Annotated in this window: 20 protein-coding genes; 14 read left to right on the plus strand and 6 right to left on the minus strand. The window is 53.9% G+C overall.

What is annotated here, in order from left to right; all coding sequences use genetic code 11:
- Window positions 1-59: 59 nt before the first annotated feature.
- The 3 genes from ACS5NO_RS22950 to ACS5NO_RS22960 are packed head-to-tail and all read right to left on the minus strand — an operon-like array spanning window position 60 to window position 2,943.
- The gene (locus ACS5NO_RS22950; RefSeq protein ID WP_439417299.1) at window positions 60-536 is read right to left on the minus strand and encodes an ATP-dependent zinc protease family protein; all 477 of its coding nucleotides are present in this window, start codon (window positions 534-536) and stop codon (window positions 60-62) included.
- Complete coding sequence (locus tag ACS5NO_RS22955) at window positions 533-1,678, minus strand: DNA polymerase III subunit (RefSeq protein WP_439417300.1); 1,146 nt, start codon at window positions 1,676-1,678, stop codon at window positions 533-535. The genes ACS5NO_RS22950 and ACS5NO_RS22955 overlap by 4 nt, the downstream gene beginning before the upstream one ends.
- A 50-nt stretch (window positions 1,679-1,728) precedes the next feature.
- A complete protein-coding gene (locus ACS5NO_RS22960) occupies window positions 1,729-2,943 on the minus strand; it encodes a GlmU family protein (RefSeq protein ID WP_439417301.1) in 1,215 nt (404 codons plus the stop codon).
- Window positions 2,944-3,102: 159 nt separating this feature from the next.
- Here ACS5NO_RS22960 and ACS5NO_RS22965 point away from each other — a divergent pair, with 159 nt between their 5' ends.
- The 5 genes from ACS5NO_RS22965 to ACS5NO_RS22985 all read left to right on the plus strand — a co-directional run bounded on the left by ACS5NO_RS22965 (window position 3,103) and on the right by ACS5NO_RS22985 (window position 6,386).
- Window positions 3,103-3,651 carry a hypothetical protein gene (locus ACS5NO_RS22965; protein WP_133299901.1) on the plus strand — a complete coding sequence of 183 codons (549 nt, stop codon included), beginning with the start codon at window positions 3,103-3,105 and terminating at the stop codon, window positions 3,649-3,651.
- Between the two features lie 63 nt (window positions 3,652-3,714).
- Window positions 3,715-4,467, plus strand: a complete 753-nt coding sequence (locus ACS5NO_RS22970; protein WP_439417302.1) for a shikimate dehydrogenase family protein — start codon at window positions 3,715-3,717, stop codon at window positions 4,465-4,467.
- A gap of 55 nt (window positions 4,468-4,522) precedes the next feature.
- The gene (gene nagA, locus ACS5NO_RS22975; protein ID WP_439417303.1) at window positions 4,523-5,671 is read left to right on the plus strand and encodes an N-acetylglucosamine-6-phosphate deacetylase; all 1,149 of its coding nucleotides are present in this window, start codon (window positions 4,523-4,525) and stop codon (window positions 5,669-5,671) included.
- Window positions 5,672-5,776: 105 nt separating this feature from the next.
- Entirely contained in the window at window positions 5,777-5,998 is a 222-nt protein-coding gene (locus ACS5NO_RS22980) for a hypothetical protein (RefSeq protein ID WP_439417304.1), read from the plus strand.
- Window positions 5,988-6,386 (plus strand): type II toxin-antitoxin system VapC family toxin, encoded by a 399-nt coding sequence (locus ACS5NO_RS22985; RefSeq protein ID WP_439417305.1) that lies wholly within the window; start codon window positions 5,988-5,990, stop codon window positions 6,384-6,386. The genes ACS5NO_RS22980 and ACS5NO_RS22985 overlap by 11 nt, the downstream gene beginning before the upstream one ends.
- Here the strand turns inward: ACS5NO_RS22985 and ACS5NO_RS22990 are convergent.
- Window positions 6,360-8,132, minus strand: coding sequence for an L-lactate permease (locus ACS5NO_RS22990; protein WP_439417306.1), 1,773 nt, complete (start codon window positions 8,130-8,132; stop codon window positions 6,360-6,362). The genes ACS5NO_RS22985 and ACS5NO_RS22990 overlap by 27 nt on opposite strands.
- A gap of 189 nt (window positions 8,133-8,321) precedes the next feature.
- Between ACS5NO_RS22990 and ACS5NO_RS22995 the strand changes: the two genes are divergently transcribed.
- The 6 genes from ACS5NO_RS22995 (at window position 8,322) to ACS5NO_RS23020 (ending at window position 16,363) form a co-directional block, all read left to right on the plus strand.
- Window positions 8,322-9,101 (plus strand): metallophosphoesterase family protein, encoded by a 780-nt coding sequence (locus ACS5NO_RS22995; protein ID WP_439417307.1) that lies wholly within the window; start codon window positions 8,322-8,324, stop codon window positions 9,099-9,101.
- 119 nt (window positions 9,102-9,220) lie between these two features.
- Complete coding sequence (locus ACS5NO_RS23000; protein WP_439417308.1) at window positions 9,221-9,958, plus strand: (Fe-S)-binding protein; 738 nt, start codon at window positions 9,221-9,223, stop codon at window positions 9,956-9,958.
- Window positions 9,958-11,352 carry a lactate utilization protein B gene (locus ACS5NO_RS23005; protein ID WP_439417309.1) on the plus strand — a complete coding sequence of 465 codons (1,395 nt, stop codon included), beginning with the start codon at window positions 9,958-9,960 and terminating at the stop codon, window positions 11,350-11,352. The genes ACS5NO_RS23000 and ACS5NO_RS23005 overlap by 1 nt, the downstream gene beginning before the upstream one ends.
- Window positions 11,353-11,385: 33 nt before the next feature.
- Window positions 11,386-11,976 carry a LutC/YkgG family protein gene (locus ACS5NO_RS23010; protein ID WP_439417310.1) on the plus strand — a complete coding sequence of 197 codons (591 nt, stop codon included), beginning with the start codon at window positions 11,386-11,388 and terminating at the stop codon, window positions 11,974-11,976.
- Window positions 11,977-12,146: 170 nt separating this feature from the next.
- Window positions 12,147-14,039, plus strand: a complete 1,893-nt coding sequence (locus ACS5NO_RS23015) for a malate synthase (RefSeq protein ID WP_439417311.1) — start codon at window positions 12,147-12,149, stop codon at window positions 14,037-14,039.
- Between the two features lie 59 nt (window positions 14,040-14,098).
- On the plus strand, window positions 14,099-16,363 hold the full coding sequence (locus ACS5NO_RS23020) for an NADP-dependent malic enzyme (protein WP_439417312.1): 2,265 nt from the start codon (window positions 14,099-14,101) through the stop codon (window positions 16,361-16,363).
- Between the two features lie 6 nt (window positions 16,364-16,369).
- Here ACS5NO_RS23020 and ribD read toward each other — a convergent pair whose 3' ends face one another.
- Window positions 16,370-17,506, minus strand: a complete 1,137-nt coding sequence (ribD, locus tag ACS5NO_RS23025) for a bifunctional diaminohydroxyphosphoribosylaminopyrimidine deaminase/5-amino-6-(5-phosphoribosylamino)uracil reductase RibD (RefSeq protein WP_439417313.1) — start codon at window positions 17,504-17,506, stop codon at window positions 16,370-16,372.
- Between the two features lie 121 nt (window positions 17,507-17,627).
- On the opposite strand from ribD, the gene prmC reads away from it, so the two are divergent.
- Entirely contained in the window at window positions 17,628-18,473 is an 846-nt protein-coding gene (gene prmC, locus ACS5NO_RS23030; RefSeq protein ID WP_439417314.1) for a peptide chain release factor N(5)-glutamine methyltransferase, read from the plus strand.
- 120 nt (window positions 18,474-18,593) lie between these two features.
- Window positions 18,594-19,568, plus strand: coding sequence for an AAA family ATPase (locus tag ACS5NO_RS23035; protein WP_114408135.1), 975 nt, complete (start codon window positions 18,594-18,596; stop codon window positions 19,566-19,568).
- Between the two features lie 308 nt (window positions 19,569-19,876).
- Here the strand turns inward: ACS5NO_RS23035 and ACS5NO_RS23040 are convergent, their stop codons facing one another.
- Window positions 19,877-21,538 (minus strand): carboxylesterase/lipase family protein, encoded by a 1,662-nt coding sequence (locus ACS5NO_RS23040; RefSeq protein ID WP_439417315.1) that lies wholly within the window; start codon window positions 21,536-21,538, stop codon window positions 19,877-19,879.
- Between the two features lie 153 nt (window positions 21,539-21,691).
- Here ACS5NO_RS23040 and ACS5NO_RS23045 point away from each other — a divergent pair, with 153 nt between their 5' ends.
- A complete protein-coding gene (locus tag ACS5NO_RS23045) occupies window positions 21,692-22,600 on the plus strand; it encodes a LysR family transcriptional regulator (RefSeq protein ID WP_439417316.1) in 909 nt (302 codons plus the stop codon).
- Window positions 22,601-22,621: the final 21 nt, after the last annotated feature.

Below are 22,621 nucleotides of genomic sequence, written 5' to 3' on the forward strand. Positions count from 1 at the left end.
GAAGGAAAGTCGGTTGGTGTAGAGTCAGGGAAGCACAGACCCGGTTTTCGCGATAGAAATCAGGATTTCGGCGTCTGTTGTTTGAGTTGATACGAAACGTTTTGCAGTGATACGTCAACAACAAATTTGTTACGCAATAGTTTGCGGCCCAGCAAGACCGGGAAGCGCATCGTGCCGCGGTTGGCCAGCGAAAATTCGGCCCGGATGAGCCGCCCCATCACCAGAACGCGGGTTTGGATGACGAACCGCTTTTCGGATTGTCCGAATGAGTTTTTAACGGTTTTGTATTGAAAAAAGTCGGTTACAAACTGCTTTTTTTTCCGGCCCCGTGCGCCCGCCAGCGTGAAATGCAACCGGGACTGGTCGCCGTTAGACACCAGTTTTACGTCGGTACAATGCAGGGCGGAAGTATAGGCCCCGGTGTCGATTTTGGCTTCGATGTCGGTCCAGTCCAGATCCGGAAAATCCACCCGGTCGGCAAAACCGATGACCTGTTTGGGGCGCTCGGCCGAAGCCTTCTGCGTCGGTTTTTTCATTTTCCGTTGCGAATCAGGCTGCTGAACGTGAGCGACAAATCCATCATTACCATTTTGGCGCGGACATTCCGTTCAATGTGAAATACCGCTTCGTTCAGGTTGCCGACCATGTGTTCGAGGTGTTCCGGTTCGAGTACTTTGCCAAAGTTCTCCACAAACGTACGTTCTTCGGCGGGGAGTCGCAACAGTTCGTTGACGCCGTGTTTCCACAAAAACAGGTCGCGGCAGAGGTTCAGGCTGTAGTCGAGCAAACCGCGTTGCTTTTCTTTCCCGAGCGCATCGAATCCATCCGCCTGTTTGACCAGCGCGATCAGGTCCTGGCGATAACAGAACCGCATCCACTCGGCAAACCACGCGTGCCGGTCCGACCCCGGTTCACCGTCTTTCTGCTCCGGTTCTTCTTCCGACAACCGAATGGCTTCCGACAGATTTCCGTCGGCCAGATAGGCCATTTCCCGGGCGCGTTTTTCGGGCAGATTCAGGTGCTGGCGCAGGTGCGTGGCCACTTCATCGTCCGAAAACGCCTGCACGGCCACGCGTTGCGTCCGCGACAGAATCGTAATCAGGAGTTTATCGGACTGGTTGGTGACCAGCAGAAAAAGCGTTCGGGCGGGTGGTTCTTCCAATAATTTCAACAGGGCGTTGGCCGTTGCGGTATGCAGATTTTCGGCACACCAGATCAGCACGATTTTATACTCGCCTTCGTACGCTTTCAGCGACAGTTTGCCCATCAGCTCGCGCGCTTCCTCGACCGGAATATTACCCTGTTTGATGCTGATCGCTGCCAGCCACTCATCCAGCACGCGGTAGGGATGTTGGGCAACAAACTTGCGCCAGTCGGCCATGAACGTTTCGCTGGTGACCTTGCTGCCCGCTACCGGAAAAATGATGGAAAGGTCCGGATGAACGAGTTTACTCATTTTCGTACAGGACGGACACCGCCCGCAGGAGTCGGCCAGGCCATCCGGAAGTTCCTGCCGGTTTTCGCAGTTGATGAACGTCGCAAAAGCCAGCGCCAGCGCGAGGTTCGCACTGCCCGGTGGCCCGTCGAAAAGCTGGGCATGGGCCAGGTGGTTGGTCTGAACCGCCCGCGTCAACGCCCGCTTCGTGTCGTCGTGTCCAATGATTTCGCTGAATTGCATGGTATCAAAAAAGCCGGAAAATCCTGCCGTTTAACCTATCGTCTTTCTGTTCAAATCCCCTCTCCCGCTTCTTCCTGACGCCGGTTGGCCGTCTGCCGATGCACTTCCCGCAAAATAGTTTCTTCGACCTCGTCAAAGTCCAGCCCCCGGCGTCCGATGGTTTCGCGGGCCACCTGCAAGGCTTTGTCGAGCCGGTATTCCGTAAACCCCTCAGCCCCACCGCCCCACGAAAACGAGGGAATGTGTTTGGGTTGAAAACCGGCTCCGAATACGTTGGCATTCACGCCCACGACGGTGCCGGTGTTGAACATCGTGCTGATGCCCACCTTCGTATAATCGCCCATCATCAACCCGCAGAACAGCCGGCCGGTGTTTTCGAGCCGGTTGGTGGCATAGCTGTACAGGTTCACATTGGTATAATCGTTTTTCAGGTTGGAGTTGTTGGTATTGGCTCCCAGATTGCACCACGCGCCGATGACCGAATTGCCCAGAAAACCGTCGTGGCCCTTGTTGCTGTAGCCCAGAAAAACCGAGTTTCCGACTTCTCCGCCCACTTTGCTATACGGCCCAATGGTAGTATTGCTGCGCATTTTGCCACCCCAGTTCACCATGGCGTTATCGCAGAGTGCAAACGGACCCAGCATCACCGTACTCTCCTGAATCAGTGCGTTTTTGCCGATGTAAATCGGCCCGTTTTCGGCATTCAGAATAGCCGCCCGAATCACCGCGCCCTCTTCCACAAAAATGTTTTCGGGGGCGTAACAACGGGTGTGCGGGTCGGTTATCGGCTGCGAAGTCCGGCCCGCCGTCAGCAGTTCAAAGTCGGTTCGGATCTGATCGCCGTTGTGAACAAAGATCGACGGCAGGTCTTTCAGAATCGTCAGCGGCTCTCCGAATACGTCCCAGGTACCGGCATCGTCGGCCGAGGGAGCGGTTTCCAGCGGTTTTTCGGTGCGAAGTGCCAGCAGCAACCCCTCTGCCGTTACCAGTCCCGACTCCGGTTTTAACCCGTTCAACGCATTAATCAGGGCGTTGGTAGGGCAAACAGCGCCGTTTACGAAAAAATTATCGTGAATTGTGCGACAGGGATACTTTATTTGCAGATACAAATCCGTCAAAAATGAAGGCGTTGTCTGGAGCCGGATGGCCCATTTTTCAGTGATGGTGCAGATGCCGATCCGGATTTCGCTCACGGGCCGGGTAAAGGTCAAGGGCAGAAGAGCCGTGCGAATCGTTGGATCGTCAAAGAGAATCAGGTTGTGCATACACTACTCGACAGTCAGGTTGCAAATATCCGAGTTTAATCGGGAAAGTGACTGCCTGAATTTTATCAAATAAATTAATTTTTTTGATGTGCCTTTTAAACCATTACCCCGTCTAAATGGTCACTGTACATAGTATTGCCTTTTCCCGCCTATATCCACATGAAGAATATCCTTTTACTGGCTTTGATTGGTTCCATGCTGAATTGCGACAACAAAAAAATAGGGGTTCCTCAGATCCCGAATTGTGGCAATTTCATGGCATTGAAGAATTCGCAGGAATGGTCGGCCGCTTCAACGGCGACCTTTGCGAACCGCGACAGCATCAATGTCATGGTGGAAGAATGCGGCACGTTCCGCACCGCTGGCGAAGTCGACTGGCTCAGTATTAATCAGTTACCCACAAAGCCCGGCACCTATCGGCTGCGGCCCATCCGCTGGGATGATCTCAACGGCACCCCGCTTTCGGCCTGGGTATACACCCGCATTGGCGACAACACGACCGGCGACCGCTACAACCTGTACGCATCGAATACTGAGACCAATGAGGTCATCATCGACGCCTACAACCCCACCAGCCGCCAGCTCGAAGGCCATCTGAACGCAACGTTTGTGATCGACCCCGACAGTGATTCGCCCGGCCGGTCGCGGCCCGACACCATCCGGATTCGGGATGCCATTTTTTCGGTGGTGGTCAACGGGGCAATTTAGCCGTTTTTTTGTCGGGTTTACCGGTTTTGGTCGTAGCTTTGGGCAACCGATTTATCCTTTGCTATGCGCCGTTACGGACTGATTGGGTATCCGCTGACCCACTCGTTTTCCCAGAAATATTTTACTGAAAAGTTTGAAAAAGAAGGCATTCCAGACAGTCGCTACGACCTGTTCGAGTTGCCCGACCCGACGACTTTTCCAAACCTGATCGCTTCAATTCCCGATCTGGTTGGCCTGAACGTTACCATTCCGCACAAACAGGCCGTTCTACCGTTTCTGGATGAACTCGATCCGGCTTCAGCCGGGCGGATTGGGGCCGTCAACACCATCCGGATTTTGCCCGATGGTCGAAAAATCGGCTACAACACGGATTACTACGGGTTTCGGTCGTCGCTGGAAGTCTGGCTGAAGTCGCTCGACCTAGCGCCGGAAACACTCCAGGCGATGGTGTTGGGCAATGGCGGAGCGGCCAAAGCGGTCACCACCGCCCTGACTGATTTGCAGATCCGATACCGGCTGGTTTCCCGCCAGCAAACCGCCGAAGCCCTGGCCTACGAAAATATCAGCCCGACGATTCTGGACGAATACCGCCTGATTATCAATACCTCACCCGTCGGTACGTACCCCAACGTCGAAGCCAGTCCGGCCATTCCTTACGGTCTGCTGACGAGTCGGCATTTGCTGTATGATCTGGTCTATAATCCGGCGGAAACCCGGTTTTTACAGCAAGGACGCGAACAGGGAGCCGCGACGTATAACGGACTGCCGATGCTCCACCTGCAGGCAGAAAAAGCCTGGGAAATCTGGAATATATAGCCAATCTCGAAAGGCCGCTGACAGGGTCTTCGGGCGCTGTCAGGGCCTCGCAACCATGCACGAACTAACACTGACCAACGCGACGGTTTTTACCGGAACGACCCTTTTGCCGAATGCCTCGGTGCGGATTTCGAACGGATTGATCCAGGAGGTCTTCGCCGGAACAGCGGACGACCCGGACGCCATCGACCTTCAGGGACAATGGCTGGTTCCCGGTTTTGTCGATCTGCAACTGTACGGTGGTTCCGACTTTTTCCTGAACGCATCGCCCACCGCCGAAACCGTCGTGCACATTTACGAAACACACCTAAAAACGGGGACGACCTCCGTGGTGCCGACCTTGTATTCAACCTCGCTGGAAACCATTTTGAAGGCCGTTGAAGCCGTGCGGCAGGTGCGGCAAACGAATCCGAATGGCGTGTTGGGGCTGCACGTAGAAGGGCCGTATATCAACGCCGTGAAGCGGGGGGCGCACAGTGCGAATTACGTTCGCCAGCCTACTGATGCCGAGTTGGTCGAGTTGTTTGAGAAGGGCCGTGATGTCATCCGGTTGCTGACCATTGCCCCCGAAATTTTCAGTCCGGAGCAGCTTTCCAGGCTGATTGAACAAGCCAGTCAGGCTTCTACCCTGCTGTCGCTGGGTCATAGCAACGCCACCTACACGGAAGCTACCGGGGCATTCAACCACGGAATCACCCTTTCGACGCACCTGTACAACGCCATGCGCCCGTTTGAAAGCCGCGAACCGGGCGTTGTCGGGGCGGTTTTCGACCATCCGGGCGTTCGGGCCAGCATCATTGCCGACGGTTTTCACTGCGACTGGGCCACGATCCGGATTGCGAAACGGCTGCTCGGCGAGCGTCTCTTTCTGATTTCGGATGCAACCTTTGCCAACCCGACCCAGCCCACCTACGCCTTCGAAGATTTTATCCTTCACTACGAAAACGGACGCTATACCAATCCGGAAGGCAAACTGGCCGGTTCGTCGATTACCCTGCTCAAAGCCGTCCAGAATTGCATTCAGCACGTGGGTCTGGAACCCGCCGAGGTGTTCCGGATGGCGGCCACCGTTCCAGCCGAAATCATTGGATTGGGGGATTCACTGGGCAAGATTCAGACCGGTTTTGTTGCCAATCTGGCGGTTTTGACGGAAGACTTTCGGTTTGCTGACGTACTGGTGGATGGGCGGTTTCAGAACCGCTAACGCATTCAGACCTTGCCGGGTGGCTGCAAAACAATAAAGGGTACGAACTTAGACGGTTCATTAAAGGTTTTTGGTGTAATTTGAGAGAACAAAAGCGGACAAAAAATGGAAACTAAAAAAACGCTTGAGCCCATTCCACCAATGCGTCGCGGGGCCAATTCATATAAACCTGAGGATATTATCCGCTGGGGCGTTCAACGGTTTCTGGACGAAGTCTCTCATAAAGAGCCGTTAGAAATTCCAGACCTGGGTTTTACGGATGAAGAAAACCGGCGAATGGACGAAATTTTAGAAGAAGAACGCAAGTCATCAGCCAATGGTCTTTGATACAAACCTGATCATCGAACACATTCGACGAAAAGAAAAACTTCCGGACCGGGCCGTCATTCCTATGGTTGTTGCCGGTGAACTCGAAGCTTTTGCGCTAAAAGCCGATTGGGGTTATCAAAAAGTAACCTTTTTACAATTCGTTTTGGACTATTACCCCTTGATCGAAGTCTCCAGATCATTGATCACACTGTATGCCCAAATCGATTCATATAGTCAGGGAAAATTGAGATCGAATCCCCTTCCACCCGGCATGTCGGCCCGAAATATGGGCAAGAATGATTTATGGGTTGCTGCTACCGCTTTATATTTTGATATGCAACTACATACTACCGATCATGACTTCGATCATTTATCTTCATTAGGTCTCAGATTGATGAAATCGTAGCGTTTTCTTCTTCGCAATCACCCGGATCGTTGCGGCCAGAGCGACCAGCACCAGTGCCAGAATCACCAGATACAGATAGCCCCGCGATGCGTCCGGACTCACGACGGTTTTCTGGTTGCTGAGCATTTCATACGTCGGAATGACCCACTGGAAGACGTAAGCCTGAGCCAGCGTAATGAAACAGATGACCGTCAGCATGATAAAACTGTGCTTGACCGTAAAGCGAAACAACTCCGATTCTTTCCCGACCAAACTGCCGGCCGCAGCGGCCACCGCAATGGACTGCGGAGAAATCATTTTCCCCACCACGCCCCCCGACACGTTGGCGGCCACCGTTACCACCGGATCGACGCCAATCGACTGAGCCGTCGCGTATTGGAGTTTGCTAAACAATGCATTGGCTGACGTATCGGAGCCGGTAATGAACACCCCCAGCCAGCCCAGGATTGGCGCGAAAAAGGGGAACAAAAATCCGGTATTGGCCAGCACGGCCGCCAGCGTGAGCGTGATGCCCGAATCGTTGACGATGTAGGCAAAACCCAAAACCGCAGCAATGGTCAGCACGGGAAATTTTAACTGGTTGAGTGTGCTGATGAAAATGCGGGCAGCCTCCCGGTAGGTTAACCCAATCAAGGGAATCACCACCAGATTAGCGATGAGAATGGCGGTTCCGGCCGCCGATAAGTAATTGAATTTGAATATTTTTGGCAAAACCGCTCCATTTTCACCCACAATTGCGTTGTGCAGTCCGGGCACTTCGAACTGGATCATGCCCACGGCGTTGAGTACGTCCTTGATCGGTTGCACACCCCAGGCAATTACCATGATGGTCAGCACCAGAAACGGCGACCAGGCCCGCAGCATCTGCCCGCTGCTATACGAAACGTCGGTGTTGAACGTGGGAGCCGGTTCGTTGGCAAACCGCCAGACGGTTTCGGGTTTCCAGAACCGCAGGAAAACCATGAGGCAGATAATGGAGCCCAGTCCCGCGATCACGTCGGGCAGCGACGGCCCCAGGTAATTGGACGAAAACCATTGCAGGAACGCAAACGAGATCCCGGAGACCATGACCGCTGGCAGCACCTCCTTCGCTTTTTTGAAACCGGCGATGATCGTTACGAGGTAAAAAGGCAAAATAATCGACAAAATCGGCAGCGTGCGGCCCACCATTTGAGAAATCGGCAACTCCGGAATCCCGGAAACCTGCGAGGCTACGGTGATGGGAATCCCGATGGAGCCAAACGCCACCGGGGCGGTATTGGCAATCAGGCAAATCCCCGACGCATACAGCGGATTGAACCCCAACCCCACCAGCATGGCCGCCGTGATGGCCACCGGCGCTCCGAAACCCGCCGTCCCTTCCAGAAAAGAGCCAAACGAAAACGCAATGAGCAGTGCCTGCAACCGCCGGTCGGACGTGATGGCCGCCATGAAGTGTTTGATGATCTCGAACTGCCCGCTTTTGACCGTCAGATTGAACAGAAAAACCGCCATGATCACCAGCCAGCAAATGGGAAACAACCCGTATAACGCGCCGTGGGCGAAGGACAAAACCGCCAGTTTAACCGGCATTCCGTACACCAGAATGGCCAGCAGGGCGGCAATGACCGTGGCGAGTAAACTGGCCTGATAGCCTTTCATTTTTCGGATGATCAACGCCCAGAAAATGAAGAGAATGGGGAGGGCCGCGACGAGGACGGACAACGTGAGGTTCTGCAGGGGATCAATAACCTGGGTCCATTTCATAAACTATCCGGGCGTTAAGGGTTCAGGGTAAAGGTAGATCAATCAGATAAAGCAAATTTTACCACTTTTTACTATACGATTTCGCCCGTTCGGGATCTGCGTCTCTTTTCTGATTCGTTTTTACCGTCTTGTCAATCCGCCAACCGTTATCTTTGTGGCTTGCATTGATGTTACTTTCTGGTTTATAGAATGTTAAAAATTGCCGTCATCAGCGATATTCACGCCAATTTGCCCGCTCTGGAAGCGGTTTTACAGGATATTGAAAACCGTCGGGTCGATCAGCTTTTCTGCCTCGGTGATCTGGTCGATTTTGCACCTTGGCCCAACGAAGTCATCGACCTGATCCGGCGAAACCGCATCCCGACGATCATGGGCAACCACGACGAACGCATTGCCTTCGACCAACCGGTTATTCCGTTGGCGAAACACGGCGATTCCGAAACGCAGGCCCGCATAGCCGCCATAGCCTACACCCGCCAGCACATTACGCCGGAAAACAAGTCGTTTCTGGCCAGCCTGCCGCGCCAGCTCCGGGTAGAATTTACATTTGCGAATGCATCGCTTTCCATCCTCCTGACCCACGCCAGCACCCGGTCGATCGACGAGTACATTTACGAAGACCATGATTCCGATGAGCTGGCGACGATGATGGACGAACAAAACGCCGACGTATTGATCATGGGTCACACGCACCAGTCGTACGTCCGAACGATTCAAAACCGACCCGATTTTCCGGCCAAAACCGCCATCAATTGCGGCTCGGTCGGGCGATCCAAAGAAGCATTACCGCTGGCGACGTACCTGCTCATCACCACATCCGGCGTTCAGAAGCGGTTTGATGCCGACTCGATCAGGTATGAGTTGATTCAGGTGGACTACCCGGTCGCGCAGACCGCCGACGGAATCCGGCGCAGTGAAATCCCGGATTTTTACGCCGACTTTTTGGAGAGAGCCTTGCCGGTCGACTGATCCATGATCCGTCGCCAGAAAGGGTAAAGGGAGCTGATTCGCAGTTGCTTAGTAAATTGATTCGCTTCGCTGCTTTAGGGAGAAGAGAGTCTAAGCAACCCGATCCTAAACCCTACCCCATGACTGTCGGACTTTTTATCCCCTGCTACGTCAACCAGTTTTACCCCCAGGCCGCGATTGCGACCCTCCAACTGCTGCAAAAACTGGGAGTCGAGGTGGTGTATCCGCCCCGGCAAACCTGTTGCGGACAACCGATGGCCAATTCCGGCTTCGAACACCTCGCGCAGGACTGCAACCGCCTTTTTCTGGAAAATTTTTCCGGCTTCGATTACATCGTGGCGCCCTCGGCCAGTTGCGTGTTACACGTCAAGCAACACCTCCATGCGCCAACGAATCCTGCTCTGGCGGAACGTACCCGATCAAGAGTCTATGAACTGGTCGAGTTTCTAACCGATGTGCTGAAAGTGGAGAATCTGGCGGCCCGGTTTCCCCACAAAGTCGGCATTCACCAGAGTTGCCACGGGTTGCGGGGACTTTATCTGGCCCAGATGAGCGAACTCAATGCGTCGCCCTTTTCCAAACCGGTGCAGTTGCTGAACATGGTGGACGGCCTGGAACTGGTTGATCTGGATCGCCCGGACGAATGCTGCGGTTTTGGCGGGACCTTCTGCGTGGCCGAAGAGGCCGTTTCCGTCAAAATGGGCAAAGACCGGGTGACCGATCACGTGAAAAATGGTGCCGAATACATTACCTCCGTGGACCTTTCCTGCCTGATGCACCTGGAAGGCATCCTGCACCGGAACAAAAGCGCCATTAAAGCCGTACACATTGCCGAAATTCTCAACGCCACCGTGTGATGGAAAAAGCAACGAAAGATCATGCCGCTCTGGCCGAAGCCTTTAACCAGGACGAAGAACACGTGAACTGGCACGACGGTGCGCTCTGGTGGATTCGGCAAAAACGGGACATTGCCGCCAAAAACATACCCGAATGGGAGCAATTGCGCGAAACCGCTTCCCGAATCAAAAGCAACGTGCTGTCCAATCTGCACGATTACCTGCTGGAGTTTGAAGCCAACCTCACCAAAAACGGCGTTACCGTTCACTGGGCGGCTGATGCGGAAGAACACAACCGGATTGTGTATTCCATCCTGAAAGCGAAGGAAATCACGCAGATGATCAAGAGCAAATCCATGCTCACGGAAGAATGCCACCTGAACGAATACCTGATCGAACGCGGCATCGACGTCATCAACTCGGATCTGGGCGAGTACATTCAGCAACTGGACAACGAACCGCCGAGCCACATCGTGCTGCCCTGTATTCACAAACGAAAAGAGGAAATCGGCGAAATTTTTCACGAACACCTGGGCACCGAAAAAGGCGTTTCGGACCCGACCACCTTAACCCGGTTTGCCCGCTGGCACCTGCGCGATGCCTTCATCACGCGACGGGCCGCCCTGACCGGCGTTAATTTTGCCGTGGCCGAAACCGGTGAATACGTCGTTTGTACCAATGAAGGGAATGCCGACATGGGCGCTCATTTGTCAGACATCCAGATTGCGTCGATGGGCATTGAAAAGATCATTCCCAAAAAGGAACACCTCGGCGTTTTTTTACGGCTCCTGGCGCGAAGCGCTACCGGCCAGCCCATCACGATTTATTCCAGCCATTTTAAAAAACCGCGTCCGGGTCAGGAGATGCATCTGGTTCTGGTCGATCTCGGCCGAAGCCGTCAGTTGGGTCGTCCGGATTTCCGGGATTCGTTGAAATGCATCAAATGTGGTGCGTGCATGAACACCTGCCCGGTGTATCGAAAAAGTGGTGGTTTGAGCTACCACAACACCATTTCCGGCCCGATTGGCGCGATTCTGGCCCCGAATCTGGACATGAAAAGGCACGCGGATCTGCCGTTTGCCTCGACGCTCTGCGGTTCATGTTCCAACGTCTGCCCGGTAAAAATCAATATTCACGATCAGTTGTACCAGTGGCGGCAGGTGATTGTTCAGGAGGGATACGCGGCCAATACCAAGGTTTTGGGAATGAAAGCGATGGCCTGGACGTTATCCTCACCCGGTTCGTATTCAACCATCGGAAGGGCTGGTCGGTGGGTGTTGAACAACATCCCGTTTGCCGTGAATAACAAGTTCAATCCGTGGTACAAACAGCGTGAAATGCCAGACGGCCCGAAGGAGTCGTTCGGGGAATGGTACGCCAAAAACCAGGGCGAAAATGGTTCCGAAAAAGTTTAAACTCCCCTTTCCATCCTGAACCTGAAAACCGGCATGAGCACCCGAGAAAGTATACTGGCTGCGGTTTTGAAAAACCAGCCTCCCGCCAGTCCGTTGCCCGACCTGTCGTTTTTAAAAGGCAACCGACCGGACGTCGTTGCAACCTATCAGGCGGTTTTTACCAGCATCGGCGGCAGCGTCTTTGTCGTTGACGATCTGGCCACCGTGAACGCCCGGCTTCTGGAGAACTTCGATTCTACGAAGCGGCTGGTGACCACCCTGCCGGACCTGGGCGAACCGTTTGAAGTTCTCTCCAAAACCGCCGATCCGCGCACCTTCAACGATGTCGAACTGGCCGTGATCGAAGCCCAACTGGCTGTTGCCGAAAACGGGGCGGTTTGGTTACCGGAACAACGGATGGGGCAACGCATCATTCCGTATATCTGCCAACATCTGGCGGTGGTGGTCCGGTCTGAAACCATCGTTCCGACCCTGCACGAAGCCTATGCGCAAATCGGGGTGGGCGATTACGGTTTTGGTGCGTTCATCGGCGGCCCCTCCAAAACGGCGGACATCGAACAGGCGCTGGTGATGGGCGCGCACGGACCGATTACGATGAGCGTGTTTATTTTAACTACTAATTAGGAGATTTTATAATTTATAGTCCTTTCGCTTTTTGCCCCTAAATCCCCTAAAGGGGACTTGGACGCGGAATCATCCGGATGCTAATAGTCCCCTTTAGGGGATTTAGGGGCAAAAAGCAAAAGGACTATTCGCATCATTTGCTTTAAATGATCAGTAACTCAACCCCGAACATGACCCTTATCATTCGCGACAACCTACAGGAAACCTATAAAGACGTCTACACCGACGAAGCCCTCGCGGCCCTTTCGGCACTGGCTCCCTTCAACCAACGCATCAAAACCGCCATGGCCGACCGACTGAAACGGCGGGCTGATCGGCAAAAGACTAAAACCCGCATCACCTTCCTCGATCCGGAAAGTTTGATTCCCGGTACGGCGATTACCGTGCAGGACGCCCGTGACGGCCAATTCGAAGGTTCGGTTATTCCGGCCGATCTGCAACGCCAGTGGATTCAGGGAACCGGACCAGCCGCCAAACCCAACGCCCCCGTCGAGAACAGCATCCGAAATGTGGCCTACGCGTTGCTTTCCGGTGCCGACGGCTGGATGTTCGACGGTGAAGATGCGCTGGGACAAATTACCACCATGTCGCTCGACAACCAGCGCAACCTCAAACTCGCCATTCACAAAGACCCGGTTTTCCTGAAAGTCGCCGAACAGGTCGCCCAGGAAATGAACCGCTGGTCGAACTCATTTCTGGGTCGGGAAATGATCACCGATTGGGAAACCCAACTGAATTTCACCACCAAAATCTTCCGGGCGCGGGGTCTTCACCTCGACGACCGGCACATCCGCGATGCCGACGGGGTCGCTCTGGCCGCTTCGATTGTCGATGCCACGCTGTACGTCGTCAATAATTATCAGGCTTTGCAAAAAGCCGGTTCGTCCATTGTGCTGTATCTGCCCAAAATCCAGACCGCCGGGGAAGCCGCCGTCTGGAATGACCTGCTCAACGCACTGGAAAACCAGGTTGGCCTGCTGGCCGGAACGATCAAAGTCTACGTGCTGGTCGAACAACTCGAAGCAACGCACCAGTTGATGGAAATCCGGGCGGCTTTGGGCAAGCACTTCGTAGGCTACAATACCGGTCGCTGGGATTACATCAACAGCGTTTCGGATGCCATGGCGTGGGACAAAACGTTCATCAATCCGAACATCGAAGCCATTACGATGACGTATGGGTACATGCGCAATTACGAAGACCGGGTTCGCCGGGCCGTCAACACACCGGACTTGCACGGCAATTTTGCCTTGTGGCAGGGCGGTATGGAACCCAACATTCCGGTGGGTTCCGAAGCCGGAGTCGCAGCCAGCATGGAAAAAGCCGTGGCGGGTGCCGGTCGCGAACAGCGCGAGGGAGCCAGCGGCAAGTGGGTGGCGCACTGGAAAATGGTACACATCGTCCGACCGGTTTGGGAGAAAGTGGGGGAAGCCAATCAGTTGGGGCGCGAATTTCCCCGGCTGACCTACACGCAAGCTGACGCCGACGGATTGATTCTGATCGAACCGGCACCGACCGATATTCGGGGTGCGCGGAATCTGGTGAGTGTGGCGTTGCAATACGGCAATGCGTTCGGGCAGGGGATGCAGGCAGCAGCCCTGAAACCGGCGGATTTTTTCGGCAACGACGATATTTTGTACCTGATGGAAGACATGGCAACGGGCGAAATCCGGCTGAGTATTTTGTGGGAATGGGTTCACAAAGGGGCGGTTTTGACGGACGATGATCCCGAAACCGGTACCAAAGCGGGGACGGTTTTTTCGGAGGAACTGTACCAAAAACTGGTGGCCGAAGAATACGAAAAGCTGTTGAAAGCCGCCAGTAAGGATGTGTACGAATCCTCGAAAACGACGACCTTGCCCATTGCGCTGGAGATTGCGAACGTCTACACGCTGAGCGCAGTAAAACCGCCCTGGTTCATCGACCTGCTGAACATCAACCTCAACAATCTGGATCTGGACGTGGCGAAAAAACGGATTCTACTGTATATGAACACGCTGGTAGAGGACGGGAAACGAATCACCGAAAATTTAGACTTTGTAGCAACGAGTCCGTATGTTTAGGGGCGGTTTTTGGCAGCATTGGGCTGTCGCAACAATCGCCATCAGCAAACTACGATTCCATGAGTTCGCAAAAATTACGGGAAGATGCGTTGCATTATCACGCCAAAGGACGTCCGGGAAAAATTGAGGTTGTTCCGACCAAAGAAACGCTAAATCAACGGGACCTGTCGCTGGCCTATTCCCCCGGCGTGGCGGAACCGTGTCTGGAAATTGCCAGTTTCCCCGAGAAAATTTACGATTACACGACCAAAGGGAATCTAGTTGCGGTGATTACCAACGGCACGGCGGTGTTGGGTCTGGGCGATATTGGCCCCGGCGCGTCCAAACCGGTGATGGAAGGCAAATGCCTCCTGTTTAAAATCTATGCCGACATCGACGCCTTCGATATTGAACTGAATACCACCAATATCGATGAGTTTGTGCGGACCGTCAAGATTCTGGAGCCTACGTTTGGTGGGGTCAATCTGGAAGATATTGCGGCTCCGGCCTGCTTCGAAATTGAAGAGCGGCTCCGGAAAGAACTGACGATTCCGGTCATGCACGACGACCAGCACGGAACCGCCATCACCAGCGCAGCGGCTTTGCTGAATGCCCTGACTATTTCTGGTAAAGAAATCAGTGACATTAAGCTGGCCGTCAACGGTGCGGGTGCAGCAGCCATTGCCTGTCTGGATTTATACGTCGCGCTGGGAGTCAAAAAAGAGCATATTACGGTTTTTGATAAAGACGGACTGTTGCACCCCGCCCGGACCAATCTGGTTCCGAATCAATATAAGTACGTCCGGGACCAGCTCCCGGACGGCTGGACGCTGGCCGATGCCATGCAGGGCGCGGATGTGTTTCTGGGATTGTCGATCGGGAAGGTAGTCAGTCAGGACATGGTCAAATCCATGGCGAAAGATTGCATCGTGTTTGCGATGGCGAATCCCACGCCCGAGATTTCCTACGAAGAAGCGGTTGCTGTCCGGCCCGACATCATCATGGCCACGGGGCGGTCCGACTATCCCAATCAGGTCAATAATGTGCTGGGCTTCCCCTATATTTTTCGGGGTGCGCTGGATGTTCGGGCCACGGCGATCAACGAAGCGATGAAACTGGCGGCTGTTCGGGCGCTGGCCGATCTGGCGAAAAAGACGGTTCCTGAAATTGTCAACATGACCTACGGCCAACAGAATCTGTCGTTCGGAAGGCAATATATTTTGCCCAAACCGACGGACCCCCGACTTCTGACCACCGTTGCGCCCGCCGTGGCCAAAGCCGCGATGGAATCGGGCGTTGCCGGCAAGTTGATTACCGATTGGGAAGAATACAATTCGCAGTTATCGCACCGCATCGGATTGGACAATTCGCTGATTCGGGGCATTATAAACCAGGCGAAACGGTCGCCGAAACGGGTGGTTTTCACCGACGGCGAAAATCTAACGGTGCTACGGGCGGTTCAGGAAGTGCTTGAACAGAAGATCGCGGTGCCGATTTTGCTGGGGAACGCGACGAAGATCAACCGGATCATTCGGGAAAATAAACTAGCCATCGAGCGGGTTACCATCATCGATCCGCGTTCCCGGAAACAGGAAAAAACCGTGCTGGATTACGCCGAAGTGCTGTATGAAAAACGGAAACGGAAAGGGCTGACCTTCGTCGATGCGAAGGGATTGATGCTGCACCGCAATTATTACGGCGCGGTGATGGTGGAAGTCGGGGCCGCCGATGTGTTGATTTCGGGCTTGACACGCAATTATCCCCAAACGCTGCGACCAGCCTTGCAGGTCATTGGACCACAGGACGGCATCAACAAGATTCTGGGGATGTATATCTTGATGAGTCGCTTCGGCCCGATTTTCCTGGCCGACACCACCGTCAACATCAGCCCGACCGCCGAAGAGCTGGTGGAAATTGCCGAAATTACGGCCAATGAAGTAAAACGGTTGAATGTGGAACCCCGGATCGCGTTTCTGTCCTATTCGACGTTTGGCAGTGCCGGTGGCGAAGACGCTCTGAAAATGCAGAAAGCCGTCAAAATTCTTCACGCCAAACGCCCGGATTTGATTGTCGACGGTGAAATGCAGGCTCACTTGCCTTTCAATCTGAACTTGTTGAAGGAAACGTATCCATTTTCTCCACTGGCAAAATCGGGCGCCAACACGCTGATTTTCCCCAATCTGTCATCGTCCAACATTGCGTATAATCTTTTGAAAGAAATTGCGCAGATTGAAAAAATCGGCCCGGTGCTGATGGGGCTGAAAAAACCGATCCACGTTTTGCAACTCGGCAGTACGGTGCGGGAAATTTTCAACATGGTTGCGGTCGCGGTTGTCGATCGGTAATTCGGTTCAGGAAGGTTGGTACGTCATCAGCGAATCATCGCCGATCCGCTCGGTAGCGACCAGCCTTCCCCGAACCACGGGAACCGCCAGCCCTTCGCCCATCACTTTCAGACTTTTAAAAACCCGCACCTCATCCCAAAGCCCCATCTTCAGAAAGCTTTCCAGCAAAGCCGCCCCCCCTTCCACAATTACCGACTGAATTTTTTGCCGGTATAAATCGGTGATGAGTTGGGGTAGAAAGGGGTCTTCGGGGTCTAGATGGATGTATTTTGTTAAAGCCCCTAAAGTCGGTGCTTTTACCCCTAAATCCCCTAAAGGGGACTTGGACGCACCTGCATCCGGATGCTTAAAGTCCTCTTCAGGGCCGGGGTCGCGCTCGACTTTAGGGGCATCCGCCGGAAACTCAGAAGCATTTTTTTTCACAACGATCGTATACACCAGCGTCGGCTGCAAACCGTCGAAAAGGTGCAGGGAAGTGGGTAATTGCAAGTGTTTATCGATCACAATGCGAACGGGGTTGCGCCCGCTCCAGAGCCGGGCATTCAACTGCGGATTGTCGTGCCGGGCGGTGTTGGTCCCCACCATGATCGCATCTTCCTCCGTTCGCCATTTGTGGACCAACTGCCGCGACAGCGGGCTGCTGATCGGAATGGGGCGAAAATCGGCGGGAGCCATAAAACCGTCGGCGGTTTCGGCCCATTTCAGAATCAGGTACGGTCGTTGTTGTTCGATAAAGGTAAAAAACCGCCGGTTCAATTCACGGCCCCGCTCGGCCAGCAAGCCGGTTTCTACTTCAATACCGGCTGCCCGCAGTTTGGCTAACCCTTTGCCGGCCACCAGTGGATTCGGGTCGTCGTTGCAAACGATTACCTTTTTCACCCGTTTGGCAATCAGTAAATCGGCGCAGGGGGGCGTTTTTCCAAAATGCGAACACGGTTCCAGCGTGACGTAAACCGTCGATTCGGGCAGCAGTGATTCGTCGGTTACCGCGCGAACGGCGTTCACTTCGGCGTGTGGGCCGCCGTACTGCCGGTGCCAGCCTTCGCCAATGATGCGCTGGTTATGGACAATGACGCAGCCCACCATCGGGTTTGGGCTGACGTGCCCCCGGCCCAGTTTGGCCAGTTCCAGGGCGCGGGACATGAATACGGAGTCGTCGATCAACGGTTTTCAGGATCAGTTGTATACTTCAACGTAAAGAAATCAGTAAAATCCGTGAAATCTGTTTCGCGAAGGTTTAGATTTACGCAAATTTTACGTCCGCATGATTACAGCCAAGTCGTTATTTGATTCGCTGGTGGGGCAACTGGTAGGTTATCGCCCGGAAGAAGCCCGCGCCATCGTGTTTTTGTTGCTGGAACATTACCTGTTGCTTCGCCGAACCGACGTGGTGGCCGGTAAGCCCATTCCCACCAATCCTCCCCAACCCGACTGGGCCGAACTCATCCGGCGGCTCAACAGCCACGAACCCGTTCAGCACCTTATTGGCACAACGGAGTTTTGCGGTCTGGAGTTTCAGGTGTCGCCGGCGGTGCTGATTCCCCGCCCCGAAACCGAAGAACTGATCCGGCTCATCGTCCGGGATTACGCCGAAACCACCGGCCAGTTGAACATCATCGACATCGGTACCGGTAGTGGCTGTATTGCCGTCACCCTGGCCCGGTTTCTGCCACAGGGATCGGTGGTGGCCTGGGATTTGTCGCCGGAAGCCCTGGAAGTGGCGCAGCTAAACGCCCGAACACTCCTGGCGGACGTGGAATTCGAACAACGCGATATTCTCAATGTTGGCGAAGAAAACCGCCGTTTCGAGTGCGTGGTCAGCAATCCGCCATACGTGACGTTATCGGAAGCGGAACATATGGAAACGAATGTTTTACGATATGAGCCTCATTTGGCGTTATTTGTAGAAGACCAGGATCCGCTGCTATTTTATAAAGCCGTCGCCGATTTTGGGCAGCAACACCTGAATACGGAGGGCGCCTGTTACGTCGAAATCAACGAGCGGTTTGGCCCGCAAACCCAGCAGGTTTTCGAAGAACGCGGCTATCGGAATGTGCAGATTTTCAAGGATATTCATGGCAAAGAGCGATTTGTTAAGGCGGTTAAATGAATGATTTCAAAATGATACATGTAAAATGATGAACGCTAAATGTAAAAGTGTTTCAAGAGCGCGTCCCCAACTTTTACATTCGATATTTATCATTTTACATGTATCATTTCTTCTTAAAAAATGACATCAGCAGACATCACCTATCATACCAAAATCCGTCAGGTATTCGACGAAATGAGCAAGGTTGTTGTGGGGCAGCAGGCCCTGCTCAACCGGCTACTGATCGGCTTGTTTACCGGTGGGCATATTTTACTGGAAGGCGTTCCCGGCTTGGCCAAAACGCTGACGATCAACACGCTGGCAAAAGCGTTGCAGCTCGATTTCCAACGGATTCAGTTTACGCCCGATCTGCTCCCGGCCGATCTGGTCGGGACGATGATTTTTAATCAGAAATCCGGCGAGTTCGAAGTGAAGCAGGGACCGGTTTTTGCCAACCTGATTCTGGCCGATGAAGTCAACCGTTCGCCCGCCAAAGTGCAATCCGCCCTGCTCGAAGCCATGCAGGAAAAGCAGGTGACCATCGGCGAAGAAACGTTTATTCTCGATAAGCCTTTTCTGGTGCTGGCCACGCAGAATCCGGTCGAGCAGGAAGGGACCTACCCCCTGCCGGAAGCCCAGATTGACCGGTTTATGATGAAAGTTTTTGTGGGTTATTTGTCGAAAGACGAAGAACTGGAGGTCATGCGCCGGATGTCGAACCTGAATTTCGATTACGAAGTACAACCGGTTCTGGACAAGGAAGACATTTTTGCGATCAAGAACGAAATCAACAAAATTACCATCTCAGAAACCCTCGAACGCTACATCATCGAGCTGGTTTTTGCCACCCGCCGACCACTCGACTACAACCTGCGCGACGAAGCCCGATACATTCAATACGGCGTGTCGCCCCGCGCCAGCATCAACCTCAACCGGGCCGCCAAAGCCCTCGCCTACTTCGACCAGCGCGATTACGTGTTGCCGGAAGACATCAAAGAAGTGGCCCCCGACGTGTTCAACCACCGGATTCTGCTCAATTACGAAGCCGAAGCGGATGGCGTGACCACGTTACAAATTATCGATTCAATCCTACGGAAAGTGGCGATTGGGCGGTAGAATAGCCCGGTTTTAAACTTCAGCCAGTTGTTTCTTCACAGTTGCATTCCAGCGCCAGGCCACCCTCGTATTTGATTTGTTTCAAGGCCCGACAATGCTAATGAAGATCGCAATCAGCAGCCCAGGAACGGTTCTATGTTCTCGTTTCATTGAAATGGTAAGTGTTTCGGAGCAATCAGGAACAACCGTGTCGGTTGGAACCAACACGGTTTTGAATAAATCAGAAATAGAGATGGTAGTAAAAGAAGTTGATACGATTGAATAGAGATGGTAGTGACGGGTTGAGTTGAGCGAAATTCTGCCTTTATCTAGAGCTTCCCGACGGATCGCCAGAGGGCCAGTTCTTCGCTAAACCGGTTGTTGATGACTTCGCATTGGGCATCAATCCGCATGGTTGGGCGGTTTTTCAGGTTATAGGCTGGCCACGCCGGTACCTCTTTTGCCGCCGGTTTGCCGGTCCGGGCAAAGGTGGTCCACAATTCGGCGAAGTGCCGGGAAGCCGTAAACCGTTCGGGCCGGTTGCCACCAAAGAAGCTTTCCTTTGGCTCGGAACCGTCGCGGGGCGGTATTTCATTGTTGAATTTGAACGAAATATCCATCGCGTGGGGTGTTCCCATCGCGTAGTCCGTGCCGGGGATTTTTTTCTCCGACTTATAGCCGAAATTATAAAGATACACCGGTGCCCCGCCCTGCTTCACTTTTTTCTCGGCAATATCGACCGACCCCAGTCCCATCATGGTAATAGACGAAACCGCCACGTAAAGATCCGGAGCCGAAGCATTGGGGTTGGCTTTGCGGTAGGTATCGACAATTTTCCCGGCATCGATTCCGTACTGCGGTTCCAGTTTTTTCGGCAGGCTGTCGAAATCCAGTTTAGCAAACTCGGTGTCTTTGCGCTCCCAGGCAAAGAAAGTGTATTCATCCTCGTTCCAGCCCACCAGCAGCGGTTTGTTACGCGAAATGGCCGGGGCAGTCGGATCAAAGGGGTGATGGGGTAACACAACGCCGTCGACCACCGGGCCAAAGCCCCCGTAATTGCGACGCATCATGCCCTGATTCCGGTTTTTTTCCTGAAAAGGCGGCACAAACGGCAGTTTTCCCTGAATGGTCAGCAAATCGGCGGCTGGCACGTCCAGGAGTTTCCGCCAGTCCTTGGGTGCAATATTTAGCTCTTTCAGCAACATAGCCGTCGTTTCGGCCGCAACCTCTTTGGGCGTCATCCGCACCCCCGGACCGCTTTCGATCGAGGCTTTGTTGAAATACGGAGCCGCTTCGGGCATGGCATACAAGCAGGAGGTCTTGGCGCCCCCGCCCGATTCGCCCCAGATCATGACGTTGTCGGGGTCACCCCCAAACCGGGCAATGTTGTCATGCACCCATTTCAGGCCCGTCGTGATGTCGAGCATGCCCATGTTGCCCGACCCGGCATACTCCGACCCACCCAGTTCGTCCAGGTACAGAAAACCCAGCAGCCCCAGCCGGTGGTTGGTTTCGACGACGACCACATCAAAATTCCGGGCCAGATTGGAGCCATCCTGACTGGCCGACGCTCCCGAACCAATCACAAAACCGCCCCCGTGGCTGTAGAACATGACCGGACGTTTTCGATTATCATTGGCCGGGGTCCAGACGTTCAGAAAAAGACAGTCTTCCGACGGAGCAGGCTCGTTGCGACGGGGTGCTTGAATGGCCGGTGGACCCACCTGCAACGCATCCCGAACCCCGGTCCAGGGCTCGAGTGGGGCAGCCCGGCGAAACCGGCGATCACCGGAAGTACGTCCGGCGTACGGAATTCCTTTAAACAAATTCACACCATCTTTCCGAATCCCACGGATACGGCCATAGGCAGTTTCCGTTTCGATGGATTCATCGGCTCGGCTTGCTGTAGAAAAAGCAGCGTGAGAAACAGAAACCGCTGCGGTGGCCAGCGCTAGTTGGGCTAAAAAATCCCGTCTGCCGATTGGGGTCATCTTTCTGTAAAGGGGGTGTTTCTAAAGCCCTGCACTAAAAAATCATACAAAAAGACAGAAAAGTCTCCGAAATGTCTAATCATACTTTCTTACCTTGTGATAAGTTTTTCTTATCACACTTGATTGTCAGTCCAGGGTCGATTCGTCTACGATATGGAATTACGCCAGTTAAAATATTTTGTGGGGGTGGCAGATGCGTTGCATTTTGGCCGGGCGGCAAAGCTCCTTTTTGTGTCGCAACCGGCCCTGAGCCAGCAGATTAAGTTATTGGAAGGCGAGTTGGGGGTCGAGCTGTTCGTGACCAGCCAGCGAAACCGACACCACAAAGTGGCGTTAACGGAAGCCGGAAGTTACTTTCTGGCCGAAGCCAAACGAATTTTGCAGCTCAGTGAAAACGCCGTCCGAAATGTGCGACAGGCCGGCGCCAACCAACTGGTTATTACCCTGGGCGTCTTCAAATTGATCCTTCCGGAGCGGATCATGGGGATGCTCGAGCTTTTTACGACCCATTTTCCCACCCTCGATATCCGGCTGGTGGAGCAACCCAACCCGGTTCTGGTGCAGGATTCGGTGGCGAACGACCAGGTTGATCTGGGCATGACGGTGCTTCCCCTGGAGCGCGAAGGCCTGGTGGCTACGCCTTATGCCGAAGCCGATTACGCCGTTCTGCTGGATAAAAAACATCCACTGGCGACCCAAACGGCCATCCGGCTTACGCAGTTGCAAACCGAACGGTGGATCGACCACGGCCCGGATGCCGGACTCTATTTTGGCCAGCTTGAGGAGGCCTGTCGGCAAGCGGGCTTTATCCGCCAAAACAACATCGTGCAGTACGTCCCCTCGTTCGACCTTCTGAAAAGTATGGTTCGGCTGGGAAGGGGGATTGCCTTTATTCCGGTTTCGCTGGATTTACGCCAGGAGCCTGATCTACTGGCGATGCCCCTCATCAATGCCGATGGCACCGCGTTCAAACAGGTCGTCATTCAGCATGTGCTCATTCACAAAGCGGAACACGCCAAACCGCTCGTTCAGGCGCTGAGCGGTTTATTGAACCGGCGGTGATGCGAGCAGGAACAGCCCACG

Origin of the sequence: Larkinella fluvii (assembly GCF_051857545.1) — a bacterium.
Taxonomy (GTDB): domain Bacteria; phylum Bacteroidota; class Bacteroidia; order Cytophagales; family Spirosomataceae; genus Larkinella.

Excerpts from the sequence above, each read along its gene's own strand:
- ACS5NO_RS23020 (WP_439417312.1), top strand. The coding sequence starts at position 14,099 with ATGAGTTCGCAAAAATTACGGGAAGATGCGTTGCATTATCACGCCAAA.
- ACS5NO_RS23010 (WP_439417310.1), top strand. The coding sequence starts at position 11,386 with ATGAGCACCCGAGAAAGTATACTGGCTGCGGTTTTGAAAAACCAGCCT.
- ACS5NO_RS23040 (WP_439417315.1), bottom strand. The coding sequence starts at position 21,538 with ATGACCCCAATCGGCAGACGGGATTTTTTAGCCCAACTAGCGCTGGCC.
- ACS5NO_RS22950 (WP_439417299.1), bottom strand. The coding sequence starts at position 536 with ATGAAAAAACCGACGCAGAAGGCTTCGGCCGAGCGCCCCAAACAGGTC.
- ACS5NO_RS22955 (WP_439417300.1), bottom strand. The coding sequence starts at position 1,678 with ATGCAATTCAGCGAAATCATTGGACACGACGACACGAAGCGGGCGTTG.
- ACS5NO_RS23000 (WP_439417308.1), top strand. The coding sequence starts at position 9,221 with ATGACTGTCGGACTTTTTATCCCCTGCTACGTCAACCAGTTTTACCCC.
- ACS5NO_RS22970 (WP_439417302.1), top strand. The coding sequence starts at position 3,715 with ATGCGCCGTTACGGACTGATTGGGTATCCGCTGACCCACTCGTTTTCC.
- ACS5NO_RS23045 (WP_439417316.1), top strand. The coding sequence starts at position 21,692 with ATGGAATTACGCCAGTTAAAATATTTTGTGGGGGTGGCAGATGCGTTG.
- ACS5NO_RS22960 (WP_439417301.1), bottom strand. The coding sequence starts at position 2,943 with ATGCACAACCTGATTCTCTTTGACGATCCAACGATTCGCACGGCTCTT.
- ACS5NO_RS23015 (WP_439417311.1), top strand. The coding sequence starts at position 12,147 with ATGACCCTTATCATTCGCGACAACCTACAGGAAACCTATAAAGACGTC.
- ACS5NO_RS22985 (WP_439417305.1), top strand. The coding sequence starts at position 5,988 with ATGGTCTTTGATACAAACCTGATCATCGAACACATTCGACGAAAAGAA.
- ribD (WP_439417313.1), bottom strand. The coding sequence starts at position 17,506 with ATGTCCCGCGCCCTGGAACTGGCCAAACTGGGCCGGGGGCACGTCAGC.
- prmC (WP_439417314.1), top strand. The coding sequence starts at position 17,628 with ATGATTACAGCCAAGTCGTTATTTGATTCGCTGGTGGGGCAACTGGTA.
- ACS5NO_RS22990 (WP_439417306.1), bottom strand. The coding sequence starts at position 8,132 with ATGAAATGGACCCAGGTTATTGATCCCCTGCAGAACCTCACGTTGTCC.
- nagA (WP_439417303.1), top strand. The coding sequence starts at position 4,523 with ATGCACGAACTAACACTGACCAACGCGACGGTTTTTACCGGAACGACC.
- ACS5NO_RS23005 (WP_439417309.1), top strand. The coding sequence starts at position 9,958 with ATGGAAAAAGCAACGAAAGATCATGCCGCTCTGGCCGAAGCCTTTAAC.
- ACS5NO_RS23035 (WP_114408135.1), top strand. The coding sequence starts at position 18,594 with ATGACATCAGCAGACATCACCTATCATACCAAAATCCGTCAGGTATTC.
- ACS5NO_RS22965 (WP_133299901.1), top strand. The coding sequence starts at position 3,103 with ATGAAGAATATCCTTTTACTGGCTTTGATTGGTTCCATGCTGAATTGC.
- ACS5NO_RS22995 (WP_439417307.1), top strand. The coding sequence starts at position 8,322 with ATGTTAAAAATTGCCGTCATCAGCGATATTCACGCCAATTTGCCCGCT.
- ACS5NO_RS22980 (WP_439417304.1), top strand. The coding sequence starts at position 5,777 with ATGGAAACTAAAAAAACGCTTGAGCCCATTCCACCAATGCGTCGCGGG.